This is a genomic window from Aeromonas sp. 130281, from assembly GCF_056642115.1.
The window spans coordinates 20,229-34,020 of record NZ_JBWVQS010000014.1; the positions used below are offsets into that span (position 1 = coordinate 20,229).

Genomic DNA, 13,792 nt, shown 5'->3' on the forward strand with positions numbered 1-13,792 from the left:
GGATGGGCTGGGGCTACCTTAGCAAGGGGCTGACGGGATGAAAAGTCGATGGCAGGGCCGCGGCGAGGCGGCCCGAAGGTCAGATGTCAGACGCGCTGGGCGGCCGGGGCCACTGCGCCCGTCTGGTGCTTGAGGAAGACGGCCACGATGGCGGCCAGGGCCAGCGCCATGGGGTAGAAGCTCATGCTGACCACGGCCAGCGGCGAGAGGGCGAAGATGGAGCCCAGCAGCAGCGCCTGGGCGCCCCAGGGGATCAGGCCCTGCACCACGCAGGAGAAGATGTCCAGCATGGAGGCGGCGCGGCGCGGGGTGACCCCGTGATGATCCGCCAGATCCCGGGCCACCTTGCTCGCGACTATGATGGCGACCGTGTTGTTGGCGGTGCAGAGGTTGGTCAGCCCCACCACGCCGGCGATGCCGAGCTCGGCCGCCTTCTCGTTCTGCTCGCCGTCGTGGGCACGGGTGAAGCGGGCGATGAGGGCGGCGATACGGGCGCTGATCCAGGCAAGGCCTCCCTGGCGCTCCATCAGGGCGCCGAGGCCGCCGATGAGCATGGAGAGCAGGAAGATCTCCTGCATGCTGGTGAAGCCCTGGTAGATGTCCTTGCTGAACTGGCCGAGGGGATAGCCTCCGATCATGCCAACGCCACCGGCGGCCAGGATGCCAAGGCCGAGCACCACGAAGACGTTCATGCCACCGAGCGCCAGCACCAGGATCAGCAGGTAGGGCATCACCTTGAGCAGATCAGCGCTGGCGTTGGCGGCGGGGGCCTCACCGGTGGAGCCCAGCAGCAGGTAGAGCAGGATCACCAGCACGGCGGCGGGGGCGGCAATCTTGACGTTCTCGCGGAACTTGTCCTTCATCTCGCAGCCCTGGCTGCGGGTCGCCGCTATGGTGGTGTCCGAGATGATGGAGAGGTTGTCGCCGAACATGGCGCCGGAGAGAATGGTGCCCGCCATCAGCACGGGATCGATGCCGGTGGCCTGGGCGACACCGAGGGCCACGGGGGCCACTGCCCCTATGGTGCCCATGGAGGTGCCCATGGCGGTGGCAATGAAGGCGGAGATGAGGAACAGCCCCGGCAGCAGGAACCAGCCCGGGATCAGGGAGAGGCCGAGGGCGACGGTGGCATCCACCCCACCGGTGGCCTTGGCCACGGTGGCGAAGGCGCCCGCTAGCAGATAGATGAGGCACATGGCCATGATGTTGCTGTCACCCACCCCCTTGAAGAAGGTCTCAAGGTTCTTGTTGAAGCCCTCCTTGCCCAGCATCAGCGCCAGCATGACGGCGGGCAGGGCGGCCACGGGGGCGGGCAGCTGGTAGAAGGCGAACTCGACCCCCTGCAGGGTCAGCCAGGTGCCGGTACCGATGAAGAGAGCAAGAAAGACCAGAAGGGGCAGCAGGGCTCTGGCACTGGGTTGGGTCTGGATCATGTGTTCCTCGAAACTTGAACAATGACCTCCTGTCGCAGCCTGTGTTGGCCCGGATATGTTCGGACACAGGGTAGGCATCCTGCCGCTATGGGGGGCTTACAGTAGTGAGTCGGGGGCATCTGGTCAAGATAGACGTCCAGATGGATAGGCCTTTTTCTTTTGTGATTCTGATGCACTGATTAAATCCGTCAAATATTCGGAGTTAATCATAATTTGTTGTTGATATGGCGGCGCCGAGCCGACGGCCACGGAAGGCTTTTCAAAGCCGGCGCGGGCTGGTAAAACGGTCTCTTTCCATAATAAAGAGATGAGAGGGTGGAGATGGACAATCCGATCCGTGTGGCCGTGATGGGCTGTAATGGTCGTATGGGCAAGGTGCTGCTGGAGGCCATCACCAACGCCGAGGGCGTGGTGGTCGGTGCGGCGCTGGAGCGACCCGGCTCTGCCGTGATAGGCCTGGATGCGGGTGAACTCAATGGCCTGGGTCGGCTTGGGGTCATCATCAGCGACAGCCTGGACAAGGTGCGGGACGAGTTTGATCTCATCATCGACTTCACCCGCCCCGAGGTGACCCTGGCCAACCTGGCCTTCGCCCTGGCCCATGGCAAGCAGATGGTGATAGGCACCACCGGCTTTGATGACGCAGGCAAGGCCGCGCTGCACGAGGCGGGCAAGCAGATCGGCATCGTGTTCGCGTCCAACTACTCGGTTGGCGTCAACCTGGTGTTCAAGCTGCTGGAGCAGGCCGCCAAGGTGATGGGGGATTACACCGACATCGAGATCATCGAGGGGCACCATAGACACAAGGTGGATGCGCCGTCCGGCACCGCGCTCTCCATGGGGGAAGTGGTGGCGAAAACCCTGGGCCGGGATCTCAAGGAGTGCGCCGTCTATGGCCGCGAGGGGATCACCGGGGAGCGGGATCGCAACACCATCGGCTTTGCCACCATCCGCGCCGGGGATCTGGTGGGGGAGCACACCGTCATGTTTGCCGACATCGGCGAGCGTGTGGAGATAAGCCACAAGGCCTCGAGCCGCCTGACGTTTGCCAATGGCGCCGTGCGGGCGGGCAAGTGGCTCGGCCAGCAGGGGGCGGGTCTCTACAACATGCAGGACGTACTCGACCTCAAATAGGGCACAGCGGGAGCCCGACCAGGGCTCTCCTCTCCCCGATCTGGTTGTCAGACCCCGGCTCGCCGGGGTTTTGTTTATGGTTTTTGTAAAAACAAGCGTTAAGCACCACTTTTGTGGTGAACCTGCCTAAATCGCCCCCTTCCCATTTCTTCGCCACACTCCTGCGACAAAAATGTCATCAGAGGGTAACGGGAACGGGTCTCAATCTTCCCTGTAGCCCGCTTTTTTCACACCAGGCTAAACAGACTAAAAATGCAATCAAAGAAAAACGTTTTCTATTTTTCGTAGTCAGTTTTCTATCGCCAAATGGCACTTTTTGGCTTTCGTTGTTTGTTTTTTAAATTCATATTCGTCTGTTTATTAAAGATAAAATATCGATTTTTGTCTGCCAGGTGGCATGGGTGGGTGCTTTTGTTTCGGGTTTTGGCTTTTCTTTTTGGGGAGGGGGTTGCAAAGCGCCTTAGTGCATAGATAATGGGTAATGTTGCTTGTTTATTGAATTTAGATGCATTTCAAACGAGAAAAGACGTTGAAATGAGATCGTTTTTAAGTAGAATGCGCCCAATTTGCCAGAAATCTGCCGGGTTTGAGCCCTGTTTCAAACAGCGTCCGGACCCGCAACACCCAGGTAAATTGCTGAATTTAAAGCTAAATAACTGGAGGTTGTCTTGAATCACACTGCATTGCTAGTGCTGGAAGATGGAACTGTGTTCAAAGGCGTGTCGATAGGCGCCGAGGGATGTTCCGTTGGTGAAGTGGTTTTCAATACGTCGATGACGGGCTATCAGGAAATCCTCACCGATCCCTCTTATTCCCGTCAGATAGTCACCCTCACTTACCCCCATATAGGCAACACCGGCACCAACAGCGAAGATGAAGAGTCCAGTCAAATCCACGCGCAGGGATTGATCATCCGGGACCTTCCGATACTTGCCTCCAATTTCCGCAATCAGCAATCCCTCTCCGATTACCTCAAGTCCCACAACATCGTTGGCATCGCCGACATCGACACCCGCAAACTGACCCGCATCCTGCGGGAGAAGGGTGCCCAGGCCGGTTGCATCCTGGCCGGCAAGCAACTCGATGAAGCCCATGCCCTGAGCCAGGCCCGCGCCTTCCCCGGTCTCAAGGGGATGGATCTGGCCAAGGAAGTGACCGTTTCCGAGTCTTACACCTGGAGCGAAGGGAGCTGGCAGCTCGGCAAGGGGCACGTCACCCCGGCGGCCGATGAGCTCAAGTACCACGTGGTGGCTTACGACTTCGGCGTCAAGCGCAACATCCTGCGCATGCTGGTGGACCGTGGCTGCCGCCTGACCGTGGTGCCGGCCAAGACCCCGGCCGCCGAGGTGCTGGCGATGAACCCGGATGGCATCTTCCTCTCCAACGGCCCCGGTGACCCCGAGCCGTGCGACTACGCCATCGAGGCCATCAAGACCTTCCTCGGCACCAACACCCCGGTGTTCGGCATCTGCCTGGGTCACCAGCTGCTGGGTCTGGCCTCCGGTGCCAAGACGGTCAAGATGAAGTTCGGTCACCACGGTGCCAACCACCCGGTGAAGAGCCTGGACGACAACACCGTCATGATTACCGCCCAGAACCACGGGTTTGCGGTGGACGAGAACAGCCTGCCGGAGTGCCTGCGTGCCACTCACGTCTCCCTGTTCGACGGGTCGCTCCAGGGCATCCACCGCACCGATCGCCCGGCCTTCAGCTTCCAGGGTCACCCCGAAGCGAGCCCGGGCCCCCACGATTGTGCCGGTCTGTTCGACCACTTTATTGAATTGATTAAGCAGTATCGCGCCTAAGAGGATAAAGAGAGCCATGCCAAAACGTAACGACCTACAGAGCATCCTGATCCTCGGCGCCGGCCCCATCGTCATCGGTCAGGCCTGCGAATTCGACTACTCCGGCGCCCAGGCCTGCAAGGCTCTGCGCGAGGAGGGATACCGCGTCATCCTGGTGAACTCCAACCCGGCCACCATCATGACCGACCCCGAGATGGCGGACGCTACCTACATCGAGCCCATCACCTGGGAAGTGGTGCGCGAGATCATCAAGAAAGAGCGTCCGGATGCCGTGCTGCCCACCATGGGTGGCCAGACCGCCCTCAACTGCGCGCTGGATCTGGAGAAGCACGGCGTGCTGGCGGAGTTCGGTGTGGAGATGATCGGTGCCACCGCCGATGCCATCGACAAGGCGGAAGATCGTCGTCGCTTCGACATCGCCATGAAGAGCATCGGCCTGGAGTGCCCGCGCGCCGGCATCGCCCACAACATGGAAGAGGCGTGGAAGGTACAGCAGATGGTCGGCTTCCCCTGCATCATCCGTCCCTCCTTCACCATGGGCGGCTCCGGTGGCGGCATCGCCTACAACACCGAAGAGTTCGTCGAGATCTGCGAGCGCGGCCTGGATCTCTCCCCGACCAAGGAGCTGCTCATCGATGAGTCCCTGATCGGCTGGAAAGAGTACGAGATGGAAGTGGTGCGGGATCGCAACGACAACTGCATCATCGTCTGCGCCATCGAAAACTTCGACCCCATGGGCATCCACACCGGTGACTCCATCACGGTCGCGCCAGCCCAGACGCTGACCGACAAGGAGTACCAGCTGATGCGCAACGCCTCCATGGCGGTGCTGCGCGAGATCGGCGTCGAGACCGGCGGCTCCAACGTCCAGTTCGGCATCAATCCCAAAGATGGCCGCATGGTCATCATCGAGATGAACCCGCGGGTCTCCCGCTCCTCCGCGCTCGCCTCCAAGGCGACCGGTTTCCCCATCGCCAAGATCGCCGCCAAGCTCGCCATCGGTTACACCCTGGACGAGCTGATGAACGACATCACCGGCGGTCGTACCCCGGCCTCCTTCGAGCCGGCCATCGACTACGTGGTCACCAAGATCCCGCGCTTCAACTTCGAGAAGTTTGCCGGTGCCAACGACCGTCTCACCACCCAGATGAAGTCCGTGGGCGAAGTGATGGCCATTGGCCGCAACTTCCAGGAGTCCCTGCACAAGGCCCTGCGCAGCCTCGAGACCGGCAAGACCGGCTTCGACCCCATGGTGGATCTCAATACCCCCGACTCCCTGACCCGCATCCGCCACGAGCTGCAGGATGCCGGTTGTGATCGGATCTGGTACATCGCCGATGCGTTCCGCGCCGGTCTCTCCATGGACGGCATCTTCAAGCTGACCAAGATTGACCCCTGGTTCCTGGTGCAGATTGAAGAGCTGGTGAAGCTGGAAGAGCAGGTAAAAGAGCGCGGCATGGCTGGCCTGGACGCCGACTTCCTGCGCACCCTGAAGCGCAAGGGCTTCGCCGACGCCCGTCTGGCCAAGATCCTCGGCGTGGCCGAGGGCGAGGTGCGCAAGGCCCGTGCCCGCCACAACATCTTCCCGGTCTATAAGCGGGTCGATACCTGCGCCGCCGAGTTCGCCACCAACACCGCCTACATGTACTCCAGCTATGACGAGGAGTGCGAAGCGGCGCCGACCAATCGCGACAAGATCATGATCATCGGCGGCGGCCCGAACCGCATCGGTCAGGGCATCGAGTTCGACTACTGCTGCGTGCACGCGGCCCTGGCCCTGCGCGAAGACGGTTACGAGACCATCATGGTCAACTGCAACCCGGAGACCGTCTCCACCGACTACGACACCTCCGACCGTCTCTACTTCGAGCCGGTGACCCTGGAAGACGTGCTGGAAATCGTGCGGGTCGAGCAGCCCAAGGGCGTCATCGTCCAGTACGGCGGCCAGACCCCGCTCAAGCTTGCCCGTGCCCTGGAAGCGAACGGCGTGCCTGTCATCGGCACCAGCCCGGACGCCATCGACCGTGCCGAAGACCGCGAGCGCTTCCAGTCCGCCGTCGAGCGCCTCGGCCTCAAGCAGCCGGAAAACGGCACCGTCACTGCCCTGGAGCAGGCGGTGCAGGTTGCCGCCCGCATCACTTACCCGCTGGTGGTTCGCCCCTCCTACGTGCTGGGTGGCCGCGCCATGGAAATCGTCTATGACGAGCAGGATCTGCGCCGCTACTTCGCGGAAGCCGTGAGCGTCTCCAACGAGTCGCCGGTACTGCTGGACCGCTTCCTCGACGACGCCACCGAGGTGGACGTGGACGCCATCTGTGACGGCGTGGACGTGGTCATCGGCGGCATCATGGAGCACATCGAGCAGGCCGGTATCCACTCCGGTGACTCCGCCTGCTCCCTGCCGCCCTACACCCTGTCCAAGGCCATCCAGGACGAGATGCGCGAGCAGGTGCGCAAGCTGGCCCTGGAGCTCGGCGTGGTCGGCCTGATGAACGTGCAGTTCGCGGTCAAGGACAACGAGATCTACCTCATCGAGGTGAACCCCCGTGCCGCCCGGACCGTGCCCTTCGTCTCCAAGGCCACCGGCGCGCCGCTGGCGAAGATCGCCGCCCGGGTCATGGCCGGTCAGAGCCTGCAGGATCAAGGTTTCACCACCGAGATCATCCCGCCCTACTACTCGGTCAAAGAAGTGGTGCTGCCCTTTGCCAAGTTCCCGGGTGTCGACCCGCTGCTGGGGCCGGAAATGCGCTCCACCGGCGAGGTGATGGGGGTGGGCAGCAGCTTCGCCGAGGCCTATGCCAAGGCGCAGCTGGGTGCCGGCCACCAGGTGCCGAGCGAAGGTCGCGCCCTGCTCTCCGTGCGCCACGGCGACAAGGAGCGGGTGGTCAACCTGGCCGCCAAGCTGCTGGAGCTGGGTTATGACCTCGACGCCACCCACGGCACCGCGGTGACCTTAGGTGAAGCGAGCATCAACCCGCGTCTGGTGAACAAGGTGCATGAAGGCCGTCCGCACATTCTGGATCGCATCAAGAATGGCGAGTACACCTACATAGTGAACACCGCCGAGGGGCGTCAGGCGATTCAGGATTCCAAGCAGCTGCGCCGCGGCGCCCTGCAGCACAAGGTGGCCTACACCACCACGCTGCACGCGGCCTTCGCCACCTGCATGGCCATCAGCGTCGATGCCACCGCCAACGTGAACTCGGTGCAGGAGCTGCACCACAAGGTCAAGCACCGCTAAGGTGTGCGCGGCCAGGGCGGCTTCCAGCCCTGGATGCAAGCCTGACAACACCCCGCCAGCGATGGCGGGGTGTTTCTTTTGGCGGGGGCGACGGATCCCGGGCGCATCGATTCCTCATGCACGGGGTGGCGTAAACAGCGAGAAGGAAGGGTGATAAACACCCTTAAATTGGTTTAATGCAATCATAAGTTGCCTATTTGGTGCCATTGAAAACAATCTTCGCAATCACTCACCCCGAACGCCTCCCTATACTGGTTTCTCATCACATGCGTGAGCAAACAAGATCGTCCGCACCGGCAAGCATTCAGTGTCAGAGGGTTGCGAGAGGATCAGGGCCAGCGTTATCGCGCCAGCCTGGCAGGCCCCTTCCACCGATAGGGACCAATGGAAACCGGCTGTGGGGTAACCGCCGCACCGCCAGTCAGGGTCAGCGTTATCGCGCCAGCCCGCTCCCCCTCCTTGCCCCTCTGTTACCTGCCCGGTCGTCTGGCGCCTCAGCATATCTGCCAAGGGAATCTGAATATGAGCTTCGATCATCGCAAATACCGCCCGGCCCCCGTCATCGCTCTGGCGGACAGACAGTGGCCCAACCGGGTGCTTGAGCGCGCGCCGCTCTGGTGCGCCGTGGATCTGCGGGACGGCAACCAGGCGCTGGTCGAGCCCATGACGGTGGCTCAGAAGCTGCAGATGTGGGCGCTGATGACCCATGTCGGCTTCAAGCATATCGAGGTGGGCTTCCCGGCCGCCTCCCAGCCGGACTTTGACTTCGTGCGCGAACTCATCGAGCGCAATCTCATTCCCGACGACGTCACCATCCAGGTGCTGGTGCAGGCCCGGGAAGATCTCATCGCTCGCACCTTCGAATCCCTCAAGGGGGCCAAGCGGGCCATCGTCCACGTCTACAACTCGGTCAACCCGACCCAGCGCAACTATGTGTTCAACTCAGGAAGGGAAGGGGTCAAGGCGATCGCCGTGCAGGGGGCGCGCTGGGTGCGGGAGTACGCGGCCCGCAACCCCGGCACCGAGTGGAGCTTCCAGTACTCCCCCGAGAGCTTCAGCAGCACAGAGGTGGAGTTTGCGGTGGAGGTGTGCGACGCCGTGATCGACCAGTGGCGATCGGCCTGCCGCCCCATGATCCTCAACCTCCCCGCCACCGTGGAGGTGAGCACCCCCAACGTGTTTGCGGATCAGGTGGAGTGGTTCTGCCGCCACTTGAAGGCGCGCCCCGAGGTGAGCATCTCCATCCACACCCACAACGATCGGGGCTGCGGTGTGGCCGCCGCCGAGCTGGCGGTGCTGGCGGGAGCGGATCGCATCGAGGGCACCCTGCTTGGCAACGGCGAGCGCACCGGCAACATGGACATCGTCACCATGGCCATGAACCTCTACAGCCAGGGCATAGATCCCGAGCTGGATCTCTCTGACATGGACGCCATAGTCGCGACCGTGGGAGCCTGCACCCAGATTGCGCTGCACCCGCGCCACCCCTATGCCGGCGAGCTGGTCTACACGGCGTTCTCCGGCAGCCACCAGGACGCCATCCGCAAGTCCCTGGCGGCCGAGAAGCCCGATGCCTACTGGGATGTGGCCTATCTGCCGATCGATCCCGCCGATCTTGGCCGCAGCTACGAGGCGGTGATCCGCATCAACAGCCAGTCCGGCAAGGGAGGGGTCACCTATCTGCTGGAGCGCGACCTCGGCCTGCAACTGCCGCGCTGGCTGCAGATCGACTTCAGCCGCCGGGTCCAGGCCCAGGCCGAGGCGAGCAGCAGCGAAATCAGCCCGGAGCAGATCCGCGCCCTGTTCGAGCAGCACTACCTCGAGCCGTTGCACGGTTATCGCATCGGCCGCTTCCAGCTCGGTCACGACAGCCAGGAGACCCTGCGCCTCGAGCTGCAGACGCCGGACGGCAGCTTGCAGCTCTGCGGTGAGGGGGAGGGGGCCATCACGGCCCTGGTCAACGGCTGGGAGCGCCAGACCGGCATGCACATAGACGTGCTGGACTACTCCGAACATGCCTTAAGCGCCGGCACCGAATCCCGCGCCGCCGCCTATGTGCTGCTGAGCGTCGACGGTACCCGGATGTGCGGGGTGGCCATAGGCCGTGACGTGGTCAACGCCTCCTTGCAGGCGGTGATCAATGGCGCCGCCCAGATCCGCACCCTGCGCCAGAGCGCCTGAGGGGTGGGCGTGACTAGGATGAGGCCAGCCCCGTGAAGGACGCCCTTCGCACCGCCTGTGCCGGGGGGTAGCCGGCGATCACGGGGCGGCGCACAGCGCAAATTGACACCAGGATCCCTTCACCAATGTGGTGAGGGGATTGTTTTTTATGGAAAAGTCGGTTCACAATACGAGCGCCGCGCAACCAGGATTGGCCTTGCGGTTCATCGGGAGCTGGCGGCTGGGTGCAGCCGTCTGGGACAGAGGAAGTGCAGGTTTGGAGCCATAACAATGATGAAGACTCCCCTCAGGTTATCCGTACACCCCGCCCGGTTCTTCTCGCTCTCCCCTGGTCGCCGCCTCGCCCTGCTGATCCTGCCCTGCCTGTTGCTGCTGACGGGGGGCCTGGATGCCGCGAGCTTCGCCCGCCTGCCCGAACATAACCTCTACACCATCGGCGCCCTGGCCGAGGCCATCAACGTGCTGACCCTGCTGTTCATGTTCTGGGTGGTGCAGTGTGCCCAGATCTCGAACCGCACCTACCTGTTTCTCTGCGCAGGTCTGGGGGGCTGGCTGGTGTCGGGGACCATAGATCTGGTGGACGAGGCCTACTTCCAGCCCTGGTGGCTCTCCACCGTCGAGGACAGCCTGCGCACCCTCGGCATGCTGGCCACGGCCTGGGGCGTGCTGCTGATGGTGCAACAGATGTATGGCGTCCAGACCCGGCTGGCCTCGCTCGCCATGTCCGACGAACTGACGGGTCTCTCCAATCGCCGCGCGTTTCGCGCCGTGCTGGAGGCCCATCTGGATCAGGGGACGCCGCTGCTGCTGCTGGATCTCGATCACTTCAAGCAGATCAACGATCGCTACGGCCACGGCATAGGTGACAATGTGCTGCAGGAGTTCAGCGCCTTGCTGTGTCAGCACTGCCCGCCGGAGGGGGTGGTGGCGCGCCTGGGTGGCGAGGAGTTTGCCATCTGGCTGCCCGGCATGCTGAGCGACAAGGCCCGGGCGCTGGCGGAGCAGATAAGAGCCGCCACCGAGGCCCTGGTCGCCTGCGACGAGGTGAGGTTCACCGTGAGCATCGCCGTCGGCATCGGTCAGGCGGGGGAGACGGTCGAGACACTGGTCAAGCGCACCGATCTCGCACTCTACCGGGCCAAGCACCTGGGGCGCAACCGGGTCGAGCTGGCGTGATGACGCCAGGGGGTGCCGCAGCGCTGGGCCCCGGCCGTCCTGCTGCCTTCAGATTGCCCGCGCCATCCACTACAATGACCACCTGTTTGCATTCGGGGCCCCTCATCCGGGATGAGGGGCCCGCCCCCGCACTTTATCGGAAGCCCTCATGATCCCCTCTCACCCCTTATCCTTCGCCCCCTGGCGCCTCTGTGCACTGCTGGCTGCCGCCGTGCTGGCGGGCTGCGCCAGTGAACCGACCGCTCCTACAGCCGAGGAGGCCGCCGTCATCGCCAAGCAACCCAGGGCCATGCAGCCGCGCAAGCCTGCGGACATGAAGAGCCGCATAGTGCGCTTCCTGCCGCGCCAGGTACAAGACAAGCCGGGCTGGGCCAACGACGTGGTGACGGCGCTCAGCACCCAGGGGCTGACGGTGAGCGATCACAATGTCTGCTCGGTGCTGGCGGTGGCGGAGCAGGAGGCCACCTATCAGGCGGATCCCGTGGTGCCCGGCCTTGGCAAGATAGCCTGGAAGGAGATCAATGCCCGGGCGGCCAAGCTGCTCATCCCCGAGTTCGTGGTACGCACCGCCCTCTCCATCAAGTCCCCTACAGGCAAATCCTACGCCGCGCGCATCGATGCCCTTCGCACCGAGCGGGAGATGAGCGAGATCTTCGAGGACATGATAGGGAGCGTGCCCATGGGCAGGCAGCTCTTTGGCAACCTCAATCCGGTGCGCACCGGCGGCCCCATGCAGGTGAGCATCGCCTTCGCCGAGGCCAACGCCCGCGGCTACCCCTATCCGGTCAAGGAGTCCATCCGTCACGAGGTGTTCACCCGTCGCGGCGGCATCTGGTTTGGCACCAAACACATCTTCGGCTATCCCGCCGACTATCCGGACACCCTCTACCGTTTTGCCGACTTCAATGCGGGTTGGTATGCGAGCCGCAACGCCGCCTTCCAGGCCGCGGTGAGCCGGGTGAGCGGCAAGCCCCTGGCCCTGGATGGGGATCTGGTCCGCTACGACTCCGACCTGCCCGGCAAGACCGAGCTCGCGGTGCACAGCATCGCCAGCCGCGTCAACATGAGCAAGCAGGCCATCCACCAGAGCCTGCTCAAGGGGGACAGTGCCGACTTTGCCCAGACCGACCTCTATCATCGGGTCTTTACCCTGGCCGACAAGCAGGCGGGCAAGCGGCAACCCCGCGCCGTGCTGCCCGGCATCCAGCTGAAAAGCCCCAAGATCACCCGCAACCTCACCACCGCCTGGTTCGCCAAGCGGGTGGATGACAGGGAGCAGGCCTGCGTCAGAAAGATGGCGACCATTCGCTGACAATCAGAACAACAAGGGCGGCCAAGTGGCCGCCCTTGTTCGCAAAACATGTATGGATCTGTAGGTTTGGATACAGGAAAACCTCTTGCTTATTAGAGGATATTTTGAATATCTGAAGAAAAGGCGCACAAAAATCTATCCATTTTTATCTATTGCCAAAGCTCGCCACAACATTTTGTGGATATAAGCTACACATGTATTTTTGATCTTTGCAGGGGTGAGGTCTTGGGTTTTATCATGAACCCATACAACGGGACTTGCACCATCAAGCTTTATTCCAATCACACCAACTTTGTACAATACGAACAATAAATTTTGAGTGAATCTGATTAACAGTCCATTCGCTTCAGGATATATCGCTTGGTAATAATCATGAGCACTTTTTACTACAATATCTGCATTGTCTTTATCTAATTCCATAAGCTGCAGTATCAACGACTCGAGATTATCTTTAGTTAACTCATTAACCTTAAAGCGATTGCTTTTGTGGCTAAGTATTTCCATGTATTTATCTAGGGCAGGATGTTCAACGAACCATTCGTACTGTAGCGATTCCATTCTACTTAGCGAATATGCTTTCTCTGCCGCATAGACAGTTGTATTTGTAATTTGGGTTTTTCCTTGTGAACCATTAAAACATTCATTTACAAAGACAATGGCATCTCTTGGTCTCAGTAATGTTCTATCTAAAATATAATCAATGGGGGACGTTTTATCTATCTTATTAGGGAAGACATCATCAAACTTTACTTCTGAATTGGTATATTTATATTTGAGTAATAGGTTAATTCTAGAATCCATTAATTCTTTCAAACTGTCTTTCGACCAAGAGATAGGTAAAAACAAACTATTATATTTCTCTCGTTGAAAACCAGAGTCTCTAGTTTTTTCTAATACTCGGTTGAGTAGGTCTGTTCTTAAGGTTATTACTATTTTGATAGTTTCAATTTTTCTAAACTTACGAATAGTCTCTATTAATGCTCTTATAAGCTTATATCTTAGTTCATCCTCAACCCAATTTTCATCTAACCTATCAATCAATATGTATGTTTTTCTTTGTGGATCAGTAAATATGTCCTCTGCAAGTAGGTTTAGAAGTTTAGATAGTTTGTCTATTTGAACACTGTTTACTACTTGCTTTCCATAGTGGATTACTTCAGAAATTTGTTCCTCACTCAGTTGGGCCCTTCCTTCAGCAGAAAAATTTATTCCAGGGATGTTATTACCGACAGAGGATTTTAATGATCTTTCTAGCTTATCAGTAAACTCTTTGATTCTTGTTTCTGTGTCTAGCCAAAATTTATCTCCCCATTCTTCGATATATTCTAGAGCTTGCTGTTTCTTCCTGTTTCCGGAGATTAATCCAGATAATTTATCAAAGAAATTTCTTTTTGCTAACGGTGAGTCAATTGAAAACTTGTTTTTTATTAATTCAACAGCAAGTGTGTGCTGCCATAGTAAACTATAGAATATATCTAGGTTTACACCTATGCTTTCAAAAAAAGTCAAT

8 protein-coding genes are annotated in these 13,792 nt (G+C 59.9%); 6 read left to right on the forward strand and 2 right to left on the reverse strand.

From position 1 onward, the window contains the following. Positions 1 to 86: 86 nt before the first annotated feature. Positions 87 to 1,433 (reverse strand): Na+/H+ antiporter NhaC family protein, encoded by a 1,347-nt coding sequence (locus tag AC1IN8_RS20490; protein WP_139436671.1) that lies wholly within the window; start codon positions 1,431 to 1,433, stop codon positions 87 to 89. Positions 1,434 to 1,754: 321 nt separating this feature from the next. Here AC1IN8_RS20490 and dapB point away from each other — a divergent pair, with 321 nt between their 5' ends. From dapB to AC1IN8_RS20520, 6 genes are all read left to right on the forward strand, one after another. Further along, the gene (dapB, locus tag AC1IN8_RS20495) at positions 1,755 to 2,567 is read left to right on the forward strand and encodes a 4-hydroxy-tetrahydrodipicolinate reductase (RefSeq protein WP_319918091.1); all 813 of its coding nucleotides are present in this window, start codon (positions 1,755 to 1,757) and stop codon (positions 2,565 to 2,567) included. Between the two features lie 668 nt (positions 2,568 to 3,235). Beyond that, positions 3,236 to 4,372 carry a glutamine-hydrolyzing carbamoyl-phosphate synthase small subunit gene (carA, locus tag AC1IN8_RS20500; protein ID WP_319918092.1) on the forward strand — a complete coding sequence of 379 codons (1,137 nt, stop codon included), beginning with the start codon at positions 3,236 to 3,238 and terminating at the stop codon, positions 4,370 to 4,372. Between the two features lie 16 nt (positions 4,373 to 4,388). After that, on the forward strand, positions 4,389 to 7,613 hold the full coding sequence (gene carB, locus AC1IN8_RS20505) for a carbamoyl-phosphate synthase large subunit (RefSeq protein ID WP_139436677.1): 3,225 nt from the start codon (positions 4,389 to 4,391) through the stop codon (positions 7,611 to 7,613). Positions 7,614 to 8,135: 522 nt separating this feature from the next. Continuing rightward, a complete protein-coding gene (gene leuA, locus AC1IN8_RS20510; protein WP_479760412.1) occupies positions 8,136 to 9,794 on the forward strand; it encodes a 2-isopropylmalate synthase in 1,659 nt (552 codons plus the stop codon). Between the two features lie 270 nt (positions 9,795 to 10,064). Next, positions 10,065 to 10,970, forward strand: a complete 906-nt coding sequence (locus tag AC1IN8_RS20515; protein ID WP_479760414.1) for a GGDEF domain-containing protein — start codon at positions 10,065 to 10,067, stop codon at positions 10,968 to 10,970. A gap of 148 nt (positions 10,971 to 11,118) precedes the next feature. Further along, complete coding sequence (locus AC1IN8_RS20520; RefSeq protein WP_479760416.1) at positions 11,119 to 12,282, forward strand: DUF1615 domain-containing protein; 1,164 nt, start codon at positions 11,119 to 11,121, stop codon at positions 12,280 to 12,282. A 135-nt stretch (positions 12,283 to 12,417) separates the two neighbouring features. On the opposite strand, the gene AC1IN8_RS20525 is transcribed toward AC1IN8_RS20520, so the two are convergent. Continuing rightward, positions 12,418 to 13,791: a P-loop ATPase, Sll1717 family gene (locus AC1IN8_RS20525; RefSeq protein WP_479760418.1), complete on the reverse strand. Its 1,374-nt coding sequence runs from the start codon at positions 13,789 to 13,791 to the stop codon at positions 12,418 to 12,420. Between the last annotated feature and the right edge of the window lies 1 nt (position 13,792).

What these genes read in the sequence shown, in the direction of transcription:
- AC1IN8_RS20490 (WP_139436671.1), bottom strand. Translation starts at nt 1,433, where the DNA reads ATGATCCAGACCCAACCCAGTGCCAGAGCCCTGCTGCCCCTTCTGGTC.
- dapB (WP_319918091.1), top strand. Translation starts at nt 1,755, where the DNA reads ATGGACAATCCGATCCGTGTGGCCGTGATGGGCTGTAATGGTCGTATG.
- carB (WP_139436677.1), top strand. Translation starts at nt 4,389, where the DNA reads ATGCCAAAACGTAACGACCTACAGAGCATCCTGATCCTCGGCGCCGGC.
- leuA (WP_479760412.1), top strand. Translation starts at nt 8,136, where the DNA reads ATGAGCTTCGATCATCGCAAATACCGCCCGGCCCCCGTCATCGCTCTG.
- AC1IN8_RS20515 (WP_479760414.1), top strand. Translation starts at nt 10,065, where the DNA reads ATGATGAAGACTCCCCTCAGGTTATCCGTACACCCCGCCCGGTTCTTC.
- AC1IN8_RS20520 (WP_479760416.1), top strand. Translation starts at nt 11,119, where the DNA reads ATGATCCCCTCTCACCCCTTATCCTTCGCCCCCTGGCGCCTCTGTGCA.